The following is an 18342-nucleotide window of genomic DNA, read 5'->3' as shown; positions in this document are numbered from 1 at the left end:
GGAGGTGATTTTATCCATTGAGAACTAACCGACCCTACGTGCAGATTGACCCAGATGTGCTTGAACGGGTACGCCAGATTGACCTGTTATCCTATCTGCGTGAGTTTGAGCCGAGCAATCTCGTTAAGGTCAAAGGCACAAGCAATGTGTACTGTACAGCAGAACACGACAGCTTAAAGATTTCCAACGGCAAATGGTATTGGTGGTCGAGAGGTTTCGGCGGCTATTCTGCCCTCGACTATCTCATCAAGGTCAAGGAATATGACTTCGTAGAAGCCGTGGAAATTCTCACGGGACAGACGATGGCGGACTGGAAGCCACCCCCTGCTCCCAAGAAAGATAAACCGAAAGTCCTGCTCCTGCCGCCAAAAAATAAGGATTGTAACCGAGTGATACAGTATCTTTTCGGGCGTGGTATTGACTATCAGCTCATACAGGAGTGTATCTCAGACGGCACGCTTTATGAGAGTGCCGATTATCACAATGCTGTTTTTATCGGCAAAGATGAAAGCGGAACACCGAAATATGCTGCCCTGCGAGGCACTCTCGGCAGCACTTTCAAGCAGGACGCATCGGGCAGCGACAAGCAGTATTCGTTCCGACTTCTGGCAAAGAAGCCTGCGGATACCGTGCATTTATTTGAAGCCGCCATTGATTTACTGTCCTACGCCACCTATCTAAAGTGTGAGGGAAAGGACTATAAATCGGAAAATCTGCTTTCTTTATCGGGCGTGTATCAGCCAAAGAAAGAGATGAAGGACAGCAAAATCCCCATAGCTCTCACAACTTTTTTGAGTGCCAATCCACAAATTAAGACCATAGTTCTGCATCTGGATAATGATAAGGTAGGCAGGCTTTGTACCGCTACTTTGAAGGAACTGTTGCAGAAAGACTACAAAATCGTTGATGATCCTCCGCCTGTCGGCAAGGACTTCAACGATTTTTTGTTGTCCTATCTGAAAATTGCAAGACCAAAGCTTAAGCGTGAAAGGAGTGATGTCCGTTGATTGTGTAGCAGTTTTTGCCCAGAAAGACACCGAAACCAAATCAAAATTTAATGCTGAAAGCGAGGAATGAACTATTGAAAAAGTATGATGTAACCCTTACTGCCCATTACCGAAAGACCGTTTCCGTCTATGCGGAAAGCCCCGAACAGGCAAAGGAAAAGACAAAAATTATCCTGTTCGATACCGACCTTATCAACTTTACCGATGATGGTTTTGTCTGCGGCGAAGCCGATATTACCGAGCAGAGCGAGGACGGTCTTGACGGTGCGGGCGAGAATACACTACAGGAAAATACGGATTGTTCGGACTGTCCGTACTTCTGCCCCGTGTGCGGTGAGTGTATGTATGAGGAGGACTGCGAAGAATGAGATGTCTTACCAAGCACTGAATTTGGTTAGCCAAATTCGCTTGTTAGGGGTCAGCCCCTAATACCCCGTGAGAACAGAAAGGAGTTTAAAAATGAGTGAGTTCTTATTTTTCATTATTGGCACAATGCTCGGCGGTCTGTTCGGTGTTGCGTGTATGTGTTGCTTGCAGATAAGCAGACTTTCCGAGAGAAAGGAAGTGGACAATGCGAAAAAGAAATGTGCAGATACTTTTCCGTCTGACTGAGGAGGAAGCCGAACACCTTAATGAGCTTGTGCGGAAATCGGGTCGCCCAAAAGAAGCCTTTTTAAGAGAAATGGTAAGGGGCTATCAGCTCTGCGAAAAGCCCGACCCAGAGTTCTATAAAATGATGCGTGAGCTGTCCGCCATTGGCAACCGTATCAATCAGCTTGCGGTTAAGGCAAACGCCCTCGGCTTTGTGGATACCCCGATGCTCCGTGAGGAAGCAAGGAAATGGCACGAGTTTCAGATTGACATTCGCAAAAGGTATCTGCTTCCACGCAGGTCATCGTAATGGCGGTCTGCGAGATATGGGATGTGCGTGGCAGGCTCGACCATCCAATCGACTATGCCGAAAATCCCGAAAAGACCGCCAACCCCAAATACACCGAAGACGACCTGCAGGCGATGGTCGATGTAATGGAGTACGCTACTAATAAGGATAAGACCGAGCAGCGTTTCTTTGTCACAGGTGTAAATTGTGACCCGACCACCGCCAGAGATGAAATGATGATTACCAAAGCGGGATGGAGCGACACGAGTGAGATTGTCTGCTATCACGGCTTCCAGAGCTTCAAGCACGGTGAGGTTACGCCAGAGCAGGCTCACGAGGTCGGCGTTAAACTTGCCGAGCGAATGTGGGGCGACAGATTTCAAGTCATCGTTGCCACTCACCTAAATACCGATTGCCTGCATAATCACTTTGTCGTGAACTCTGTTTCTTTTGCGGACGGTATGCACTACCACGACAACAAAGCAAATCTGCGGCTGCTCCGTCAGCGTTCCGATGAGCTTTGCCGTGAGTATGCTCTGTCTGTCATCGAACACCCAAGCGGTAAGAAAAAGCCCTACGCCCTTTACCAAGCCGAAAAGCAGGGGCGACCCACGAGGGATAATGTTGCCAGACAGGCGGTGGATGAAGCTATCAGCAAATCATTTACGCTGAAAGACTTTGACCGCCAGTTGGCAGAAATGGGCTATCGCATAAACTTTGACCCCAACCGCAAGTATTGGACGATTATAGGCAAGGGCTGGCAAAGACCCAAGCGGCTTTATAAGCTCGGAGAGGAATACACCAATGACAGGATTATGGAGCGTATCAGCGAAAATTCCTATGCTGTCAAATTCCAGAGCTTCTCAGAGCCACAGGTCAAGGTCTATCGGGTCAAAGGCTCATTGAAGAATGCCAGGAAAATCGGCGGCTTGCGTGGGCTGTATCTCCATTACTGCTACAAGCTCGGTATCCTGCCAAAAGGCAGAAAACAAAATTATGCACGGCTTCATTATCTCTTAAAGGACGACCTTATGAAGATGGAAGCCATCACACAGGAAACAAGGCTGCTTTGCCGCAATCACATTGATACGGCGGAGCAGCTTTGTTCATATAAAGGCTCTCTGGAAACGGAGATGTCTGCCCTGCTTCAGAAGCGAAAGGAGCTTTACTCCAAATCCCGCAGGACAAGCGGCGAAGAAAAGGAAGCGGTCAAGGCAGAGCTTTCCGATATTTCGGGGCGGCTGAAAATTATCCGAAAGGAGGTCAGACTGTGCGAGGGCATCGCCGCCCGTAGTGATACCCTCAAGGAAAAATTGCAGACGATACGGGCAGACGAACACGAACAGCAAAGAAAGGAGCTGATGAAGAATGAACACAGGCGGCGAAGCGGCAGAACAAATCGTCCGAATGAGCTTGGAGGGCTTTGAGGTCGCTGCCAAAATTACAGGTGCAGGTGCGAAGAACATCGCTATCCTGTTGTATTCCATTCTCAAAGAAGAAAAGAAAACCAAAGGCAAAGCAAGGCTGACGAGTATGCTCCGTTCTGGTAAGGAGCTGAAAGTCTTTACCGTCAAAAACGGCGACTTAAAGAAGTTCACGCAGGAAGCGAAAAAATACGGTGTGCTTTACTGTGTCCTCACGGACAGGAAAAACAAAGACCCCAATGCGGAGGTCGATGTCATCGCCCGTGCCGAGGACGCATCGAAAATCAGTCGTATCGTGGAACGCTTTAATCTTGCTTCGGTGGATACCGCTTCTATTGTGACGGAAGCCGAGAAATCCAAAGATGCAAAGGACGGTCAGCCAGAGCCAGATATTGGTGTGCAGGAAAAGGCGGAGAAAGACAAGCTGCTTGACGAGCTTATGGGCAAGCCTGTCCAGAAGGAGGAAAACGCCCCAAACCCCTCGGTGGCAAAGACAGAAAAATCCCCTCAGTCCGAGCCTACCTTAGAGCAGCCAAAGAAGTCCGCAGAGGGGGCTACTATGACTAAGGAGAAACCTTCTGTCAGAGAGGAACTGCGGAAAATCAAGGAGAGCCGCAAGGAGCAGGAAGCAGAGATTGGCACTTCCGACCTGGACAAAAGCGGTGCTTCCGACAGGGCGAAAAGTGCTAACAGGAAAACGGAGCATAAACAGCCCACAAGAAAGAAAAAGAAACCAAAATCCAAAGAAACGAGGTAAACAGCTATGAGTATTTACGATGTATTCAGCGGCGGCAACAGACCTTTTGATAAAGAGGAATGGGCTGCCGCAAAGCAGGCACAGCGGAAAGAAGCCTATGAGCTGATTGACAATACCTGCTCTGAAATGGTGGCAAGCGGCGACAGCTTCCGTCAGTATCTTGATGTGCAGGGTCGCTTTGACCGTTACTCCGTGGCTAACGCTATTCTGGTATCAGCACAGATGCCCGAAGCAACGCAGCTTAAAGAGTACAGCAAATGGAAAGCGAACCGTGTCTATGTGAACAAGGACGCACAGAAAATCATTATCCTTGAGCCGAGCAAGGAATACACCCGTGAGGACGGGACAAAGGGCGTCTCTTACAATGCCAAAGTGGTTTATGATATTTCCGAAACCTCGGCAAAGGACAGGCAGCAGGAACAGGAGCCGAAATCCATGCGTGAGCTTGTGTCGGCTCTGATTGATGCAAGCCCTGTACCCTGTGTTCCTGTCGGTGAGCTTGAACTGCCTGCCTATTATGACAGCTCTCAGCAGACCATTTTTGTCAAGAAGGGGCTTTCCGAGGAAGTGCTGTTCGTGAGTATGGCAAAAGAAGTGTCGGCGGCGGTCTATGACTTTAAGCACAACGAGAGCCGTGATGCTTCCGATTTCAAATCCTTCTGCGTTGCCTATATGGTAAGCTCCCGTTATGGCGTGGATACCAGAGGTTTTGACTTTTCCAGACTTCCCAGAGAGTATGCGGAAATGGATACACAGGCATTCAAAGGAGAGCTTGGCACGATGCGTGATGTTCTGGGCGAAATCCAGAGCGATATGTATAAGAGTATGGAGAAGAACAAGCCTGCAAAGAACAAAGAGCAGGAACGCTAATCGGAGGTGCAGACTATGAGAGAGAAACGATACCATATCGCACTTGATAAGTACGATAAGAATATCGTCATCAACGCCTTAAACACCCTGCGTACAAGGCAGTTACAGGAGGAACGCCCCACCGAGCCTGTTGACGAGCTGATAAGCAAGGTGGCACACGCTCCGACAAAAAAGGTTAAGGTCGTGCATTGCAGGTGCAATGAGGAACGATGACCAGAAAACGAGCCTAATCCTTTCTGTCTGCGGCATACTTCCTGTCGTATGGCTTGCCCTGCTGACAGCACCCTATGTCAGCGGTGGTCTTGTAGAGATTATCCGAGGTCTGCCTGTGGCGATGGGCAATCCGTTTGAAATAATGGTATGTGAGGACAGCGTAAAGACTGTCCTCATTTTTTTACTTGCCTACGCTATGGGCATCGGCGTTTATTTCTCTACACGCAGGAATTACCGCAGGCGTGAGGAACACGGCTCTGCGAAATGGGGCAACGCAGGTGCTTTGAATAAGAAGTACCGAGATAAAGACCCGTCAGCTAATAAGCTTTTGACCCAGAATGTCCGTATCGGGTTGGACGGGAAAAAGCACCGCAGGAATCTGAATATTTTAGTCTGCGGCGGTTCTGGTGCGGGAAAAACGAGGTTTTTCTGCAAGCCAAATGCTATGCAGTGCAACACATCTTTTGTAATACTCGACCCAAAGGGCGAAATCGTCCGTGACATCGGCGGTCTGTTGGAAAACAAAGGCTATGAGGTGCGTGTGCTTGACCTTATCAATATGCACCGCAGCCATTGTTACAATCCCTTTGTCTATCTGCGGAACGATAACGATGTTCAGAGGTTGGTAACAAACTTGTTTAAGGCGACCACGCCGAAAGGCTCACAGTCGCAAGACCCGTTCTGGGATACGGCGGCGAGTATGCTGCTTCTGGCTCTGGTGTTCTATCTGAAATATGAAGCACCGCCAGACGAACAGAATTTCCCGATGGTTATGGAGCTGCTCCGTGCAGGCGAAGTCCGAGAGGACGATGACAGCTATGTAAGCCCTCTAGACGAGCTGTTTGACCGTCTGGAAATGGTAAACCCAGAGCATATCGCCCTCAAGTATTACAGGGATTACCACTCTGGTAGTGCAAAGACCTTAAAGAGTATCCAGATAACTCTTGCCGCAAGGCTTGAAAAATTCAATCTGGAGAGCCTTGCAGGGCTTACTGCCACCGATGAGCTTAACCTGCCAAGTCTGGGCGAAAAGAAGGTCGCTCTGTTCGCTCTGATACCAGACAACGACACGAGTTTTAACTTCCTTGTCAGTATCCTTTATACCCAACTCTTTCAGCAGCTTTTTTATCTAGCAGACCACAAGTACGGCGGAAGCCTGCCTGTGCATTGCCATTTCATAATGGACGAATTTGCGAATGTTTCATTGCCCGACGACTTTGATAAAATCCTGTCTGTTATGCGTTCCAGAGGGGTATCGGTATCCATTATCCTGCAAAATCTGGCACAGCTCAAAGCCCTTTTTGAAAAGCAATGGGAAAGCATTGTCGGCAACTGCGATGAGTTTCTGTATCTGGGCGGCAACGAGCAAAGCACCCACAAATATGTGTCAGAGCTTTTGGGCAAGGAAACCATTGATACCAACACCTACGGGAAAAGCTCTGGGCGGAGTGGTAACTATTCAACAAATTATCAGATTTCGGGGCGTGAGCTGATGACCCCAGACGAAGTGCGTATGCTTGATAACCGTTACGCACTTCTTTTTGTGCGTGGAGAACGCCCCGTTATGGACTTCAAGTATGACATTTTGAAGCACCCGAATGTGAAGCTGACGGCTGACGGAGGGCAACCGCCGTATATCCACGGAGAGCCTACGCAGGCTGTCGCAACCCTTGTGTTTGACAGTGATATTCCAGATAACGCCGTGAGCGTGAAAGCTGTCAGCACTTCCTATGAGCTTCTGTCCGATGAGGACTTGGAAGAAATATTCAATTTATAAGGAGGATTTACCCTATGAAACTTTTTAAGAAGAACGAGAACAAGAAAACCACGAAGCTGCCGATGACTAAAAAGGTTAAGAAAGGCTTCCGCTATTACTGTATGGCTGTTATGGCAATGACCTTTGTGCTTGGTACTTCCGTAACCGCCTTTGCTGCCAATGACCCCATTCAGGTAGTCAACAATCTGTCCGATTTCATTTTCGGTCTGGTGAGGGCTGTTGGTATGATTATGCTCGGCTTTGGTATCGTGCAGATTGGTCTTTCCCTCAAATCCCATGACCCGTCCCAGAGAGCTAACGGATTTTTGACCCTTGCAGGCGGCGTTGTCATTACCTTCGCAAAAGAAATCTTGACTCTTATCACAGGCTAAGATAACAGACTGACACAAAAAGATAACGGGAGCAGATCCGCCGAGTGCGGAACTGCTCCCGTTATCTAATATCATCAAGGAGGTGGTCAAATGTCTGATAACTGGGTGGTACAGAATTTAGAGAACGCCCTAAACACTTGGAATGAGAAATTAGCCGAGATATGGCAGCTCATTACCCAATCCCCAGAGAACTTTAAGGGAGGCACGATATGGAATGTCATCGTGGATATTCACGGTGCGGTGCAGGCTATTGGACTTGCCCTGCTCGTGCTGTTCTTTGTTGTGGGTGTGATGCGTACCTGCGGAAATTTTGCAGAAGTCAAGCGACCAGAGCAGGCTTTGAAGCTGTTTATCCGCTTTGCCATTGCCAAAGGTGCAGTGACCTACGGATTAGAACTGATGATGGCACTGTTTAAGATTGTGCAGGGTATGATTTCCACGATTATGAATGCCGCAGGATTTGGCTCGGCACAGCAGACGGTGTTGCCGCAGGAAATCGTGACAGCCGTTGAAGATTGCGGATTTTTTGAGAGTATCCCGCTATGGGCGGTCACGCTGATAGGCGGACTGTTTATTACGGTGCTGTCATTCATAATGATTATGTCGGTATATGGCAGGTTTTTCAAGCTGTATATCTATACTGCCATAGCACCCGTACCCCTTTCCGCTTTTGCGGGAGAGCCGAGCCAAAGCGTCGGCAAGAGCTTCATTAAGAGCTATGCCGCTGTATGCCTTGAAGGTGCGGTTATCGTGCTTGCCTGCATTATCTTTTCCCTATTTGCTTCTTCTCCGCCTGTGGTCAATCCCGATGCGGCGGCGGTTACAATGGTATGGAGCTATATCGGGGAACTTGTGTTCAATATGCTCGTCCTTGTCGGTGCGGTCAAAATGGCAGACCGTGTTGTAAGAGAAATGATGGGCTTGTAAGGGAGGTGCTATGATTGGAAGTAAAGATAAATAAGGAAATCCGTAATTATACGGAGAGTATGTTTTTTGGACTGTCACTCAGACAGTTCATTTTTTCTGTCCTTGCCTGCGGCGTGGCGATGGGTTTGTATTTTCTTCTCCGTCCACGGTTTGGAACGGAAACCCTCAGTTGGGTTTGTATCTTAGGTGCATTCCCCTTTGCGGCTATGGGCTTTATCAAATACAACGGTATGACCGCAGAGCAGTTTGTCTGGGCGTGGCTTAAATCAGAATTTCTGATGCCGAAAAAGCTGATGTTCCTGCCAGATAATCTTTATTATGAAACGGTGAAGCCAACCATTGAAGCCTATGAAAAAGGGTTGACGACAGTACGGAAAAAGCAGAAAGGCAGGACACCAAAACCAAAGAAATCGAAAAAGAAAAAAGCGAAATGCAGCAAGGAGGTAAACAATGCTGAGAACTCTTAAAAATCTGTTCAAGCAGGACAGGGAAAAGTTTGTTGTGCCGAAGTCGGTACAAAATGTTATCCCGATTAAGACAATCTGGGAGGACGGCATATTTCTTGTAGGCAGGAACAAGTACGCAAAGACCTTTAAGTTTGAGGATATAAACTATGCCGTGGCAAGCCGTGAGGATAAGGAAGCAATGTTCCTTGAATACTCGGAGCTTCTTAATTCCCTTGACAGCGGTGCGACCACGAAAATCACTATCAACAACCGTCGCTTGAACAAAGCTGATTTTGAACAGACCATTTTAATCCCAATGGCTGATGACGGTCTGGATAAGTACCGCAAGGAATACAACAAAATGCTTTTGGATAAGGCGACAGGGGCTAATTCCATCGTACAGGATAAGTATGTAACCGTATCTGTCTGCAAGAAGAATATCGAGGAAGCCCGAAACTACTTTGCCCGTGTGGGTGCTGACCTTATCGCCCACTTTAACCGTCTGGGGTCGAAGTGTGTGGAACTGGACGCAGGCGACAAGCTGCGTATCTTCCACGACTTCTACCGTACAGGAGAAGAAACAGCGTTCCACTTCGATATTACCCAGACGATGCGGAAAGGTCACGATTTCAAGGATTTTATCTGCCCTGATACCTTTGAATTTGAGAGCGACTGCTTCAGAATGGGGGACAGATATGGGCGTGTGATTTTTCTCAGAGAGTATGCGGCATATATCAAGGACAGTATGGTGGCGGAGCTTTGTGAGTTGAACAGGAATATGATGCTGTCCGTTGACATTATCCCCGTTCCCACAGATGAAGCCGTGCAGGAGGTGGAAAACCGTCTGCTTGGTGTGGAAACTAACATTACGAATTGGCAGAGGAAGCAGAACCAGAACAACAATTTTTCAGCCGTTATCCCCTATGATTTGGAACAGCAGCGAAAGGAAAGTAAGGAATTTCTGGACGATTTGACAACCCGTGACCAGAGAATGATGTTTGCCGTGCTGACGATGGTGCATACGGCTGACACCAAAGAGCAGCTCGACAATGATACAGAAGCTCTCTTGACTACCGCAAGAAAGCACTTGTGCCAGTTTGCGGTGCTGAAATATCAACAGATGGACGGATTAAATACAGCTCTGCCATTTGGTGTACGGAAGATAGATGCCCTGCGTACCCTCACAACAGAGAGCCTTGCAGTGTTTATACCGTTCCGTGTGCAGGAAATTTACCACGAAAACGGTGTGTATTACGGTCAGAATGTCATCAGCAAAAATATGATTATTGCCAACCGCAGGCAGCTCCTTAACGGCAATTCCTTTATTCTCGGTGTGTCAGGTGCAGGAAAATCTTTTACCGCAAAGGAAGAAATGACGAATATCATTCTGACCGACCCTAATGCCGATATAATCATCATTGACCCAGAGCGTGAATATTCCCCGCTTGTTAAAGCAATGCAGGGAGAGGTTATTCATATCTCTGCGACAAGTGAAAATCACATCAATGCTATGGATATGAACTCCGATTACGGTGACGGTGCAAACCCTGTCATTCTGAAATCGGAGTTTATTTTATCCCTTTGCGAACAGCTCATCGGCGGCACGAACTTGGGAGCAAAGCAGAAATCCATTATTGACCGATGTACGGCAAGCGTGTACCGCTACTATCAGCAGGGCAACTATATGGGAACGCCGCCAACCTTGCAGGACTTCCGTGAGGAACTTCTTAAACAGAACGAACCAGAAGCACAGGAAATCGCCCTTGCTATCGAATTATTTACAGATGGCTCTCTCAACACCTTTGCCAAGCATACCAATGTGGATACCCACAGCCGCCTTATCTGCTATGACATTCTGGATTTGGGTAAGCAGTTACAGCCTATCGGTATGCTTGTGGTGCTTGACAGTATCTTAAACCGTATCACGCAGAACAGAGCCAAAGGCAGAAATACCTTTATTTTCATTGATGAAATCTATTTGCTCTTTCAGCACGAATACTCTGCAAACTTCCTCTTTACCCTCTGGAAGCGTGTGCGTAAATACGGTGCGTACTGTACGGGTATTACGCAGAATGTAGACGACCTTTTGCAGAGCCATACGGCAAGGACGATGCTTGCTAACAGCGAATTTATCATTATGCTTAACCAAGCATCTACGGACAGACTTGAGCTTGCCAAGCTCCTTAATATCTCCGACCTTCAGATGAGTTATATCACGAATGTCGGTGCAGGACAGGGATTACTCAAAGTTGGCAGCTCCCTTGTGCCGTTTGTAAACAAGTTCCCACGCAATACCGAGCTTTACAAGTTGATGACGACCAAGTTCGGTGAGGTCTAAGAAAGGAGGTCTTTTATGGCTGATATTAAATTCCGTGATACGGCTCACCGTGATTTCTTTCTGGAAAATATGATGAAATGCAGAGTGAACGACTGTTATCACAGGGCATTTTTCTATGTGATGGGTATCGCTTCGGAAACGAGGGCGAACATCAACCAGATGTTCAATTTCAAGGAGGACTGCATCGAGCCAGAGGGTATGCACGGCGGCTGGCAGACAAGCGGAACAGTCAAGGTCTGCCATCTTGCTTTTAACCTTTGGAACGGGTATGCAGAGGAAGGGCGGGAACGGTATTTCACGCCAGAGGAGTTGTTTTGCTGTGAGTTTGCTCCCTACTTTATGGAGGGTATCAAGGTCAGATACCCCGAATATTGCAGGGAGCTTCCTGCTCCCAGAAAACAGACGGAAATTTCAAGATAAGAAAGGAAAAGCCTATGAAGAATTATAAATCTATTATCTGTGTTGTAGCCGCCGTGTGCCTGTTAGGTACGGCGGCTTTTTGCGGCTTCCGCATTTATCATTACTATGCAGAGGTGGACGAGCAGACGGAAGCCTTTGAGGAGATTGCCGAGATGGTAGAGCAGGCTCCCACGGATGAAACCGTGCCAGACGATGCCCCTGTCAGCGAGGGGGAAGATGTGCTTGCCAAGTATCAGGAATTGTATTTACAGAATGAGGATATGGTCGGTTGGATTTCCATTGCCGGCACGACAATCAATTATCCTGTGATGCAGAGTGGGAACAATCCGAATTTTTATCTGAAGCACAATTTTGAAAAAGAGTACAGCGATTTAGGAACGCCTTATGTGCAGGAGAATTGCGATATTGCTGAAAGTGACAATCTGGTTATCTACGGTCATCACATTAAGGGCGGCAAGATGTTTGGAGCGTTGGAGGATTACAAGTCCAAGAGCTTTTATGAGGAACACAAGAATATTCAGTTTGATACCCTCACAGAGCAGGCAGAGTATGAAATCGTCGCTGTGTTTAAGACTGTGGCGTACAGTTCTGAGGGATTCCGATACTACGACTTTGTTGATGCGGAGAATGAGGAAGATTTTAATTCCTATGTCGGGAAGTGCAAGGAGCTTGCTTTGTATGATACAGGTGTGACCGCTGAATACGGCGACAGGCTCATTACCCTTTCCACCTGCGAATACTCCGCACGGAACGGCAGGCTCGTTGTAGTGGCAAAAATGGTCGGCTGATTTGAACGCAAATTCTCTGGGAAAGGAGGTTTTCTATGGCTGATATAAAAACCAGAGATGCGGTCAAAGGCACAATAAAGACCATAGATAAAGCCGCCATAGCCAGTGAGCGTATGAAGTCTGCCTATGTGGAGATAAAGGAAAGGGCAGAACAGGGATACTACGCTGACGAAAACTCTGCCACAGAATATGCTGCGGATAGGATTTCTTATGCGGCAGACCGTGTAAAGGACGAAGGTATCCACCAGTTCAATAAGCAGGGGCAAAAGGCAGTTAAGACAACGCAGGAGAATATCGGTAAGGCAAAAGATAAAATAAGCGATTTCAAGCAAAGTCGGGCTGTCAAAGCCGCAGAACAGAAAGCAATACAGAATATGTCAGAACAACACGGCTTGCAGATCCGTCACGGGGTTGCAAGCCGTTCCACTGCATCCGATGTTTCCCAGACAGCAAAATCGCAGTTGATAAAGACCCGACAGCAGGGGCGAAAAATGATTAAGACCACAGCCCGAAATGCAGAAAAAGCGGTGAAATCAACTGCTAAGGGAACGGTCAAGACTACCGAAAAGGGAATTAAAACCGCACAGGCAACTTCTAAGGCGGCAATCAAAACGACGGAAACCTCGGTAAAAACGGCACAGGCAGTGGCAAAGGCGTCTGCGAAAACTGCTCAAAAGGCAGCACAGGCGGCAAAAGCCACCGCAAAGGCAACCGCTGAAGCAACAAAAGCTACGGTCAGAGCCACCATAGCTGCGGTCAAGGCGATTATTGCAGGAACAAAAGCTCTGATTTCCGCTTTAATTGCAGGTGGTTGGATTGCAGTTGTGATTATTCTCATTGTTGTCCTGCTCGGCTGTGCTGTTTCCCTGTTTGGTGGCGGAAGCGGGAGCAACGCCTATACGCCTGTCAGTGCGGAGGTGGAAGCCTACACGCCGCTGATACAGAAGTATGCGAAGCAGTACGGCATCCCCGAATATGTGGAGCTTATCAAGGCGGTGATGATGCAGGAAAGCGGCGGGCGTGGGCTTGACCCCATGCAGGCGGCGGAGGGTAGCTTTAACACAAGGTATCCCCACGAGCCGAACGGGATACAAGACCCAGAATATTCGATTGAGTGCGGTGTACAGGAATTAAAGGCTGCCCTTATCTCTGCCGAGGTAGAAAACCCGATTGATATGGAGCATATCAAACTTGCCTTGCAGGGTTACAATTTCGGCAACGGCTATATCTCGTGGGCTAAGACCAACTATGGCGGCTATTCCTATGCCAATGCGGTAGAGTTCTCCACCATGCAGGCGGCACGGTTAGGTTGGGACAGCTATGGCGACACGCAATATCCCGCCCATGTGCTGCTGTATTATCCATACGGGAGGGCGTTCACAAGCGGCGGTAACCAGGCGATTGTGGAGGTCGCTTTGACACAGCTCGGAAATGAGGGCGGTCAGCCTTATTGGAGTTGGTATGGCTTTGATGGGCGTGTGGAATGGTGTGCCTGCTTCGTATCGTGGTGTGCCGACCAGTGTAGTTATATCGAAAGCGGGATTATCCCAAAATTCGCAGGCTGCGTGGACGGTGCAAATTGGTTTAAGGGTAACGGACAATGGAAAGACCGAAGCTATGAGCCGTCGACAGGCGATATTATCTTTTTTGATTGGGAAGGCGACGGAGAAACCGACCATGTAGGCATTGTGGAGAAATGCGAAAACGGTGTCGTTTACACCGTGGAGGGTAACTCTGGCGACGCTTGCAGGCAAAAGCAATATACGGTTGGAAGCAGCTCCATCTATGGCTACGGCGTTCCTGCCTATTAAGAATGGGCAAAAGAAAAACCAGAGGTTTATTCCTCTGGCTCTTTTGCCTTACATAGTCCGATAACAGTTGCTTCTATAACGGACAGTTCTTTATCGTCTAAATTGTCGAGCTGTGCGTCTAAGCGTCTGCGGACGGAACTTTTCTTGACCTCATTATCTGGGAATATGTACTCGTCAACCGACACATCGAACATCGTAATAAGTTGGATAAATAGCTCGATACTTGGATACTGCCCCTCGTTTTCGATAGACTGAATATGTCTGGGAGCATAGCCGATTATTCCAGATAGTTGCTCCCTTGTCATCCCTCTGGCTTCACGGGCTTTTTTGATAGCCTGTCCTATCGGAGTAAAATCGAAGTCAAAATTATTGTTCCTTTCGTCCATTAGCTCACCACCTATTCTCTGAAAATTTTACTCTTATATTTTACAGAGATGCGGCTTCCAGTTAAACGATGTGAAATCTCTTGGTATAGGAAGTTTAATCTCTTGTAACAAGAGATTAAAGCACGCTTGACATACTTGAAACTAATTTTTTATTCGGATAAACTATAGATAAGTTTACAAAAGCGGACATGAAAAGCGAGGAAAATATGCTCGTATTCTTGTATGCTTATATATGAGGAGGTAAGTAAATGGAATGGTTGAAAAGACTTGGAGCAGCCATTGATTACATAGAGGAAAACTTAGACAAGGAAATATCCTATGATGAAGCAGCTCATATAGCTTGTTGTTCAACATATTATTTTCAACGGATTTTTTCTTATGTATCAGGAGTGTCACTATCAGAGTACATACGCCGCCGTAAAATGACACAGGCTGCATTTGAGTTACAAAGAACAGATAATAAGGTTATTGATGTTGCTCACAAATACGGGTATTCATCTCCAACATCCTTTAACCGTGCTTTTCAAAGCGTACACGGGATAGCACCTATAGCGGCAAAAAGTATGGGATGTACCTTGTGTGCATATCCATCAATCCAATTTTCTATAATAGTTTTGGGAGGCAGTGCAATGGCATATCACATTGAAGAAAAGAAAAGTATTCGCATTATAGGAATTAGAATACCTCTTGTTGAAGATGCAGAGGAAAATATGCGGAATGTTCCTGCGTTCTGGAAAAAGGCAGTATTGGATGGCAGTATCTCCAAATTAGCAGAGCTATCAAACAAAAATCCAGACGGCATTTTAGGAGTCAGCGTTTATAATAATCCAGAGGATATATATTATTATATCGCTGTTTCGAGCAACATTCCCGTGCCAGAGGGAATGGTAGAATACATGATACCAGAGGGTATGTGGGTTGTTTTTGAAAACGACGGAGTATTTAAGGAAGATGTGCAGAGTGTTTTTCGCAGATTTTTGACAGAATTTCTACCGTTTTCTGGTTATGAATATGCAGGACTTCCAGATGTTGAAATATATCCAGTCTGCAAAGGACAGCCATCCAAAGGACATTCCGAGGTGTGGATTGCAATCAAAAAAGCAAAGGAGATTTAAGTATGTATCATTTAAGATTAAAAGGCGACCATTATCAGATGGGCGTAAAAAGAGGAAACATATTTCAAAAAGCTCATATTTCCTTTCCACTCCAGTTGGATAATTTTCAATTGGAACACGGGAAACAAAGCGAAGAAATTTTAAGAAAGTTTTTCCCAGAGATATGTGAGGAAGTAAGAGGCGTAAGTGACGCCATTGGCACAGATTATCTACACTTCATTTCTTGGATGTTGTGTATGGGCTGCTGTATGTATAACTTGGAGAACAACATCCCCGTTGAGGTTAGGGGCTGTACTGCTTTTGCATATTCAAGCAATGGCAGAACAATATACGGTAGAAATAATGACTTACCACCTTATCTGCGTGAAGGAAGCAAAAGTGAAATCTATGCACCGAAAAATGGAAACAGGTTCAATATCACTACTTCCTCTTTCATTAACGGCGAAGAAGGAGTGAATGAACACGGATTTGCTGTAGCAATGACTTTTGTAATGACCGACCTTGAAAAGATAAAAGCAGGTTTCAATTCTTGCTTTATTGTAAGATATTTGCTTGAAAAGGCAGATAATACCGAACAGGCGGTTTCCCTTCTTATGGGCTTGCCAGTATCTTCTAACTGCAATATTTTACTTGCAGATAAAAAAGGCAATATGGTAGTGGTTGAATGTACGCCAATTCTCAAAAAAGTTCGGGCGGCAGAAATTTTTGAAAATGGCAGTATTGTTTGTACTGTTAATAGTTTTACATCTGATGAGATGAAACCATATGACGATGCAAAAGGAAATGATTATGACTCGCACAGGCGTTACAGGACAGTATTAGACAGCTTTTCTTCGGAACGCATAAAAGATGAATACATTGAAACTACCGAACATCTCTTAAAAGGTGATTATGGGTTTATGTGCCAATATGATGATGAGCCAGATTTTGAAACAGTTTGGAGTTCAATATTTGATTTAGACAGCTTAGTAATCTATCGTGCAGAGGGTGACCCCAGAAAAAAGAAATTTGTTACAGATAATCGGTTACATGACCTTATAAGGCGAGGATAATATGCTGAGTATAAATTCCCAATGGATTTTATGTCCTCTTTGTGGGAACAAAACCCGAAACAAAATCAGAGAAGACACAGTTTTGAAAAACTATCCTCTTTACTGCCCGAAATGTAGACAGGAAACTTTAATTGAAGTCGAGAATTTACAAGTAACCGTCATCAAAGAGCCAGACGCACAGACGCAGAGCCGATGAACTTGAGAAAGCTTTCACAGTTCATCGGCTCTGTTACTACTTTTATGCTTGATTTTATTGCCTGTCACAGGGGATAGAAGCTGTTATCTTCATTTTCTGTTCGGCAACAGCTAAACTTCTATGCAAAGGGATTGCCATAAATACTGTAATAAGTGCAGAGAGAACATCGGCAATCGGCTGTGCATATAAAATACCGTTTAATCCCCATATAAATGGAAAAATTAAGATAACGGGAATGAAGCAGATACCTTGTCGGCAAGCTCCAAGAATAAACCCTTCTTTTCCTTTTCCAAGAGCAAGGAATAAAGAGGAATATACCGTGTAGTATCCAAACAGCATAAATGTAATACCGTTTACTCTTAAAGAGGAAGCTCCAATGTGAATCATTTCTGTGTTTCCAGTTGTAAACTGTGAAACAATGGTCGTAGAAAACAGACTGAATAATAAACCTACGATCACACAAAAAATAGTTGACCATAAGATGGAAATTTTGATTGCAGTACGCAGACGATCAAATTTTTTCGCCCCATAACTGTAACCTGCAATCGGTTGAAAACCTTTGATAAAACCAAATACTGTTAAGCTGCCCATAGATATAAGACGGGTAACAACGCCCATTCCCGCTATGGCTGAATCGCCGTAATTACCAGCGGCATTGTTTATTAGAGAGATAGAAATACTTGTTAATAATTGAAATACAAGTGTCGGAACGCCAATTTTGAAAATTTCAGATAGAATTTCTTTAGAAAAGGTACAGTCCTTTATTCTAAACTGAAAAGCACTTTTTTGTCTGAAAATATAAAACAGATACACAAGAGTAGATACTACCTGAGAAATTGCTGTGGCAATAGCAGCTCCTGCAACACCAAAATTAAAAGTGTATATAAATAATGGATCTAACCCGATATTGAGGACTGCACCTAACAACAAGGCACACATTGTAGTTTTTGCTGCTCCTTCACTTGTCACGATATTGTTCATTGTGACATTAAAAACATTGAAAATGCAAGAAACAATGTAAATACCGGCATAGGTAGCCGCATAAGGAAGGACACTTTCTGTTGCACCTAAAAGTCTTAGAATGGGGTTCAAAAAGAGGATTGATAAAACAATCATAATTGCACCGACAACAAGACTGCTATATAGTGCAGTGCTTGCCACTTTGTTTGCCTGATCCTTATTTCTTTGTCCTAACAGTCGAGAAATGTAGGATGCTGCCCCATTGCCAAAAAGTAATCCTAAGCCGACGACTACTTGACCGAGAGGATACACAACCGAGATGGCAGCCATTTGACTTTCGCCTAAGCCACCTACAAAATAGGCATCAACAAGATTGTACAAGGCGTTGATGAGCATACCAATCATTGTTGGAATACCCATAGCTAAAAGGGCTTTTGGAATTGGAGCATTGCCCAATAACTCCAATTTTCTGTTTTGATTGTCCATAGTGTTCTTTCTCCTTTCACTTGACAAATAGAATAAAATATACTACTATAAATTATAGCAGTTGAAACGCAAGTGGTATTCTACTATAATTTATAGTAGTTGTCAAGAGAGTAAAGGA

Annotated in this window: 21 protein-coding genes; 19 read left to right on the top strand and 2 right to left on the bottom strand. The window is 45.8% G+C overall.

All coding sequences use genetic code 11. From position 1 onward, the window contains the following. The first annotated feature begins 17 nt into the window (after window positions 1–17). The 16 genes from NQ550_RS11555 to NQ550_RS11480 all read left to right on the top strand — a co-directional run bounded on the left by NQ550_RS11555 (window position 18) and on the right by NQ550_RS11480 (window position 14029). Entirely contained in the window at window positions 18–1007 is a 990-nt protein-coding gene (locus NQ550_RS11555; RefSeq protein ID WP_025577659.1) for a DUF3991 and TOPRIM domain-containing protein, read from the top strand. 50 nt (window positions 1008–1057) lie between these two features. Next, window positions 1058–1375 carry a hypothetical protein gene (locus NQ550_RS11550; RefSeq protein ID WP_197724764.1) on the top strand — a complete coding sequence of 106 codons (318 nt, stop codon included), beginning with the start codon at window positions 1058–1060 and terminating at the stop codon, window positions 1373–1375. A gap of 91 nt (window positions 1376–1466) precedes the next feature. Then, window positions 1467–1619, top strand: coding sequence for a DUF3789 domain-containing protein (locus NQ550_RS11545; protein ID WP_081703190.1), 153 nt, complete (start codon window positions 1467–1469; stop codon window positions 1617–1619). Continuing rightward, window positions 1579–1908 carry a plasmid mobilization protein gene (locus tag NQ550_RS11540; protein WP_025577663.1) on the top strand — a complete coding sequence of 110 codons (330 nt, stop codon included), beginning with the start codon at window positions 1579–1581 and terminating at the stop codon, window positions 1906–1908. Before NQ550_RS11545 ends, NQ550_RS11540 begins: the two co-directional genes overlap by 41 nt. Further along, window positions 1908–3314: a relaxase/mobilization nuclease domain-containing protein gene (locus NQ550_RS11535; RefSeq protein ID WP_025577665.1), complete on the top strand. Its 1407-nt coding sequence runs from the start codon at window positions 1908–1910 to the stop codon at window positions 3312–3314. Before NQ550_RS11540 ends, NQ550_RS11535 begins: the two co-directional genes overlap by 1 nt. Beyond that, window positions 3256–4068, top strand: coding sequence for a PcfB family protein (locus NQ550_RS11530; protein WP_029676847.1), 813 nt, complete (start codon window positions 3256–3258; stop codon window positions 4066–4068). Before NQ550_RS11535 ends, NQ550_RS11530 begins: the two co-directional genes overlap by 59 nt. Window positions 4069–4074: 6 nt before the next feature. Then, a complete protein-coding gene (locus NQ550_RS11525; RefSeq protein ID WP_025577671.1) occupies window positions 4075–4938 on the top strand; it encodes a hypothetical protein in 864 nt (287 codons plus the stop codon). Between the two features lie 15 nt (window positions 4939–4953). Next, a complete protein-coding gene (locus NQ550_RS11520) occupies window positions 4954–5151 on the top strand; it encodes a hypothetical protein (RefSeq protein WP_025577673.1) in 198 nt (65 codons plus the stop codon). Further along, window positions 5138–6928, top strand: a complete 1791-nt coding sequence (locus NQ550_RS11515; protein ID WP_025577674.1) for a VirD4-like conjugal transfer protein, CD1115 family — start codon at window positions 5138–5140, stop codon at window positions 6926–6928. The genes NQ550_RS11520 and NQ550_RS11515 overlap by 14 nt, the downstream gene beginning before the upstream one ends. 14 nt (window positions 6929–6942) lie before the next feature. Then, the gene (locus tag NQ550_RS11510) at window positions 6943–7299 is read left to right on the top strand and encodes a glutamyl-tRNA amidotransferase subunit A (protein ID WP_008703428.1); all 357 of its coding nucleotides are present in this window, start codon (window positions 6943–6945) and stop codon (window positions 7297–7299) included. 90 nt (window positions 7300–7389) lie between these two features. Further along, window positions 7390–8226: a VirB6/TrbL-like conjugal transfer protein, CD1112 family gene (locus NQ550_RS11505; protein WP_008703427.1), complete on the top strand. Its 837-nt coding sequence runs from the start codon at window positions 7390–7392 to the stop codon at window positions 8224–8226. Between the two features lie 14 nt (window positions 8227–8240). Next, window positions 8241–8693 (top strand): PrgI family protein, encoded by a 453-nt coding sequence (locus NQ550_RS11500; protein ID WP_025577679.1) that lies wholly within the window; start codon window positions 8241–8243, stop codon window positions 8691–8693. Continuing rightward, a complete protein-coding gene (locus tag NQ550_RS11495) occupies window positions 8677–11010 on the top strand; it encodes a VirB4-like conjugal transfer ATPase, CD1110 family (protein ID WP_025577680.1) in 2334 nt (777 codons plus the stop codon). Before NQ550_RS11500 ends, NQ550_RS11495 begins: the two co-directional genes overlap by 17 nt. Before the next feature lie 15 nt (window positions 11011–11025). After that, window positions 11026–11430, top strand: coding sequence for a DUF6075 family protein (locus NQ550_RS11490; protein WP_015560136.1), 405 nt, complete (start codon window positions 11026–11028; stop codon window positions 11428–11430). Between the two features lie 14 nt (window positions 11431–11444). Beyond that, window positions 11445–12218, top strand: coding sequence for a class B sortase (gene srtB, locus NQ550_RS11485; RefSeq protein WP_025577682.1), 774 nt, complete (start codon window positions 11445–11447; stop codon window positions 12216–12218). Between the two features lie 35 nt (window positions 12219–12253). Next, on the top strand, window positions 12254–14029 hold the full coding sequence (locus tag NQ550_RS11480; RefSeq protein WP_025577684.1) for a lysozyme family protein: 1776 nt from the start codon (window positions 12254–12256) through the stop codon (window positions 14027–14029). Between the two features lie 26 nt (window positions 14030–14055). On the opposite strand, the gene NQ550_RS11475 is transcribed toward NQ550_RS11480, so the two are convergent. After that, complete coding sequence (locus tag NQ550_RS11475) at window positions 14056–14415, bottom strand: helix-turn-helix transcriptional regulator (RefSeq protein ID WP_025577685.1); 360 nt, start codon at window positions 14413–14415, stop codon at window positions 14056–14058. A gap of 248 nt (window positions 14416–14663) precedes the next feature. Between NQ550_RS11475 and NQ550_RS11470 the strand changes: the two genes are divergently transcribed. Genes NQ550_RS11470 through NQ550_RS11460 form a run of 3 tightly spaced genes read left to right on the top strand, consistent with a single transcriptional unit; the run spans window position 14664 to window position 16778 of the window. Then, a complete protein-coding gene (locus NQ550_RS11470) occupies window positions 14664–15530 on the top strand; it encodes an AraC family transcriptional regulator (protein WP_025577687.1) in 867 nt (288 codons plus the stop codon). 2 nt (window positions 15531–15532) lie between these two features. Then, window positions 15533–16582 carry an acyl-CoA--6-aminopenicillanic acid acyl-transferase gene (locus tag NQ550_RS11465; protein ID WP_025577688.1) on the top strand — a complete coding sequence of 350 codons (1050 nt, stop codon included), beginning with the start codon at window positions 15533–15535 and terminating at the stop codon, window positions 16580–16582. Between the two features lies 1 nt (window position 16583). Then, window positions 16584–16778: a cysteine-rich KTR domain-containing protein gene (locus tag NQ550_RS11460; RefSeq protein WP_081703188.1), complete on the top strand. Its 195-nt coding sequence runs from the start codon at window positions 16584–16586 to the stop codon at window positions 16776–16778. Window positions 16779–16832: 54 nt separating this feature from the next. On the opposite strand, the gene NQ550_RS11455 is transcribed toward NQ550_RS11460, so the two are convergent. Then, window positions 16833–18224, bottom strand: coding sequence for an MATE family efflux transporter (locus NQ550_RS11455; RefSeq protein WP_025577690.1), 1392 nt, complete (start codon window positions 18222–18224; stop codon window positions 16833–16835). Window positions 18225–18342: the final 118 nt, after the last annotated feature.

The organism is Blautia wexlerae DSM 19850, assembly GCF_025148125.1.
In the GTDB taxonomy this organism is placed as follows: domain Bacteria; phylum Bacillota; class Clostridia; order Lachnospirales; family Lachnospiraceae; genus Blautia_A; species Blautia_A wexlerae.
Note: the sequence above shows the minus strand (reverse complement) of the source record. Positions and strands in the feature narration are given on the sequence as shown.

Coding starts and splice junctions, on each gene's coding strand:
- NQ550_RS11550 (WP_197724764.1), top strand. CDS start 1,058: ATGCTGAAAGCGAGGAATGAACTATTGAAAAAGTATGATGTAACCCTT.
- NQ550_RS11545 (WP_081703190.1), top strand. CDS start 1,467: ATGAGTGAGTTCTTATTTTTCATTATTGGCACAATGCTCGGCGGTCTG.
- NQ550_RS11540 (WP_025577663.1), top strand. CDS start 1,579: ATGCGAAAAAGAAATGTGCAGATACTTTTCCGTCTGACTGAGGAGGAA.
- NQ550_RS11535 (WP_025577665.1), top strand. CDS start 1,908: ATGGCGGTCTGCGAGATATGGGATGTGCGTGGCAGGCTCGACCATCCA.
- NQ550_RS11530 (WP_029676847.1), top strand. CDS start 3,256: ATGAACACAGGCGGCGAAGCGGCAGAACAAATCGTCCGAATGAGCTTG.
- NQ550_RS11525 (WP_025577671.1), top strand. CDS start 4,075: ATGAGTATTTACGATGTATTCAGCGGCGGCAACAGACCTTTTGATAAA.
- NQ550_RS11520 (WP_025577673.1), top strand. CDS start 4,954: ATGAGAGAGAAACGATACCATATCGCACTTGATAAGTACGATAAGAAT.
- NQ550_RS11515 (WP_025577674.1), top strand. CDS start 5,138: ATGAGGAACGATGACCAGAAAACGAGCCTAATCCTTTCTGTCTGCGGC.
- NQ550_RS11510 (WP_008703428.1), top strand. CDS start 6,943: ATGAAACTTTTTAAGAAGAACGAGAACAAGAAAACCACGAAGCTGCCG.
- NQ550_RS11505 (WP_008703427.1), top strand. CDS start 7,390: ATGTCTGATAACTGGGTGGTACAGAATTTAGAGAACGCCCTAAACACT.
- NQ550_RS11495 (WP_025577680.1), top strand. CDS start 8,677: ATGCTGAGAACTCTTAAAAATCTGTTCAAGCAGGACAGGGAAAAGTTT.
- NQ550_RS11490 (WP_015560136.1), top strand. CDS start 11,026: ATGGCTGATATTAAATTCCGTGATACGGCTCACCGTGATTTCTTTCTG.
- srtB (WP_025577682.1), top strand. CDS start 11,445: ATGAAGAATTATAAATCTATTATCTGTGTTGTAGCCGCCGTGTGCCTG.
- NQ550_RS11480 (WP_025577684.1), top strand. CDS start 12,254: ATGGCTGATATAAAAACCAGAGATGCGGTCAAAGGCACAATAAAGACC.
- NQ550_RS11475 (WP_025577685.1), bottom strand. CDS start 14,415: ATGGACGAAAGGAACAATAATTTTGACTTCGATTTTACTCCGATAGGA.
- NQ550_RS11470 (WP_025577687.1), top strand. CDS start 14,664: ATGGAATGGTTGAAAAGACTTGGAGCAGCCATTGATTACATAGAGGAA.
- NQ550_RS11465 (WP_025577688.1), top strand. CDS start 15,533: ATGTATCATTTAAGATTAAAAGGCGACCATTATCAGATGGGCGTAAAA.
- NQ550_RS11460 (WP_081703188.1), top strand. CDS start 16,584: ATGCTGAGTATAAATTCCCAATGGATTTTATGTCCTCTTTGTGGGAAC.
- NQ550_RS11455 (WP_025577690.1), bottom strand. CDS start 18,224: ATGGACAATCAAAACAGAAAATTGGAGTTATTGGGCAATGCTCCAATT.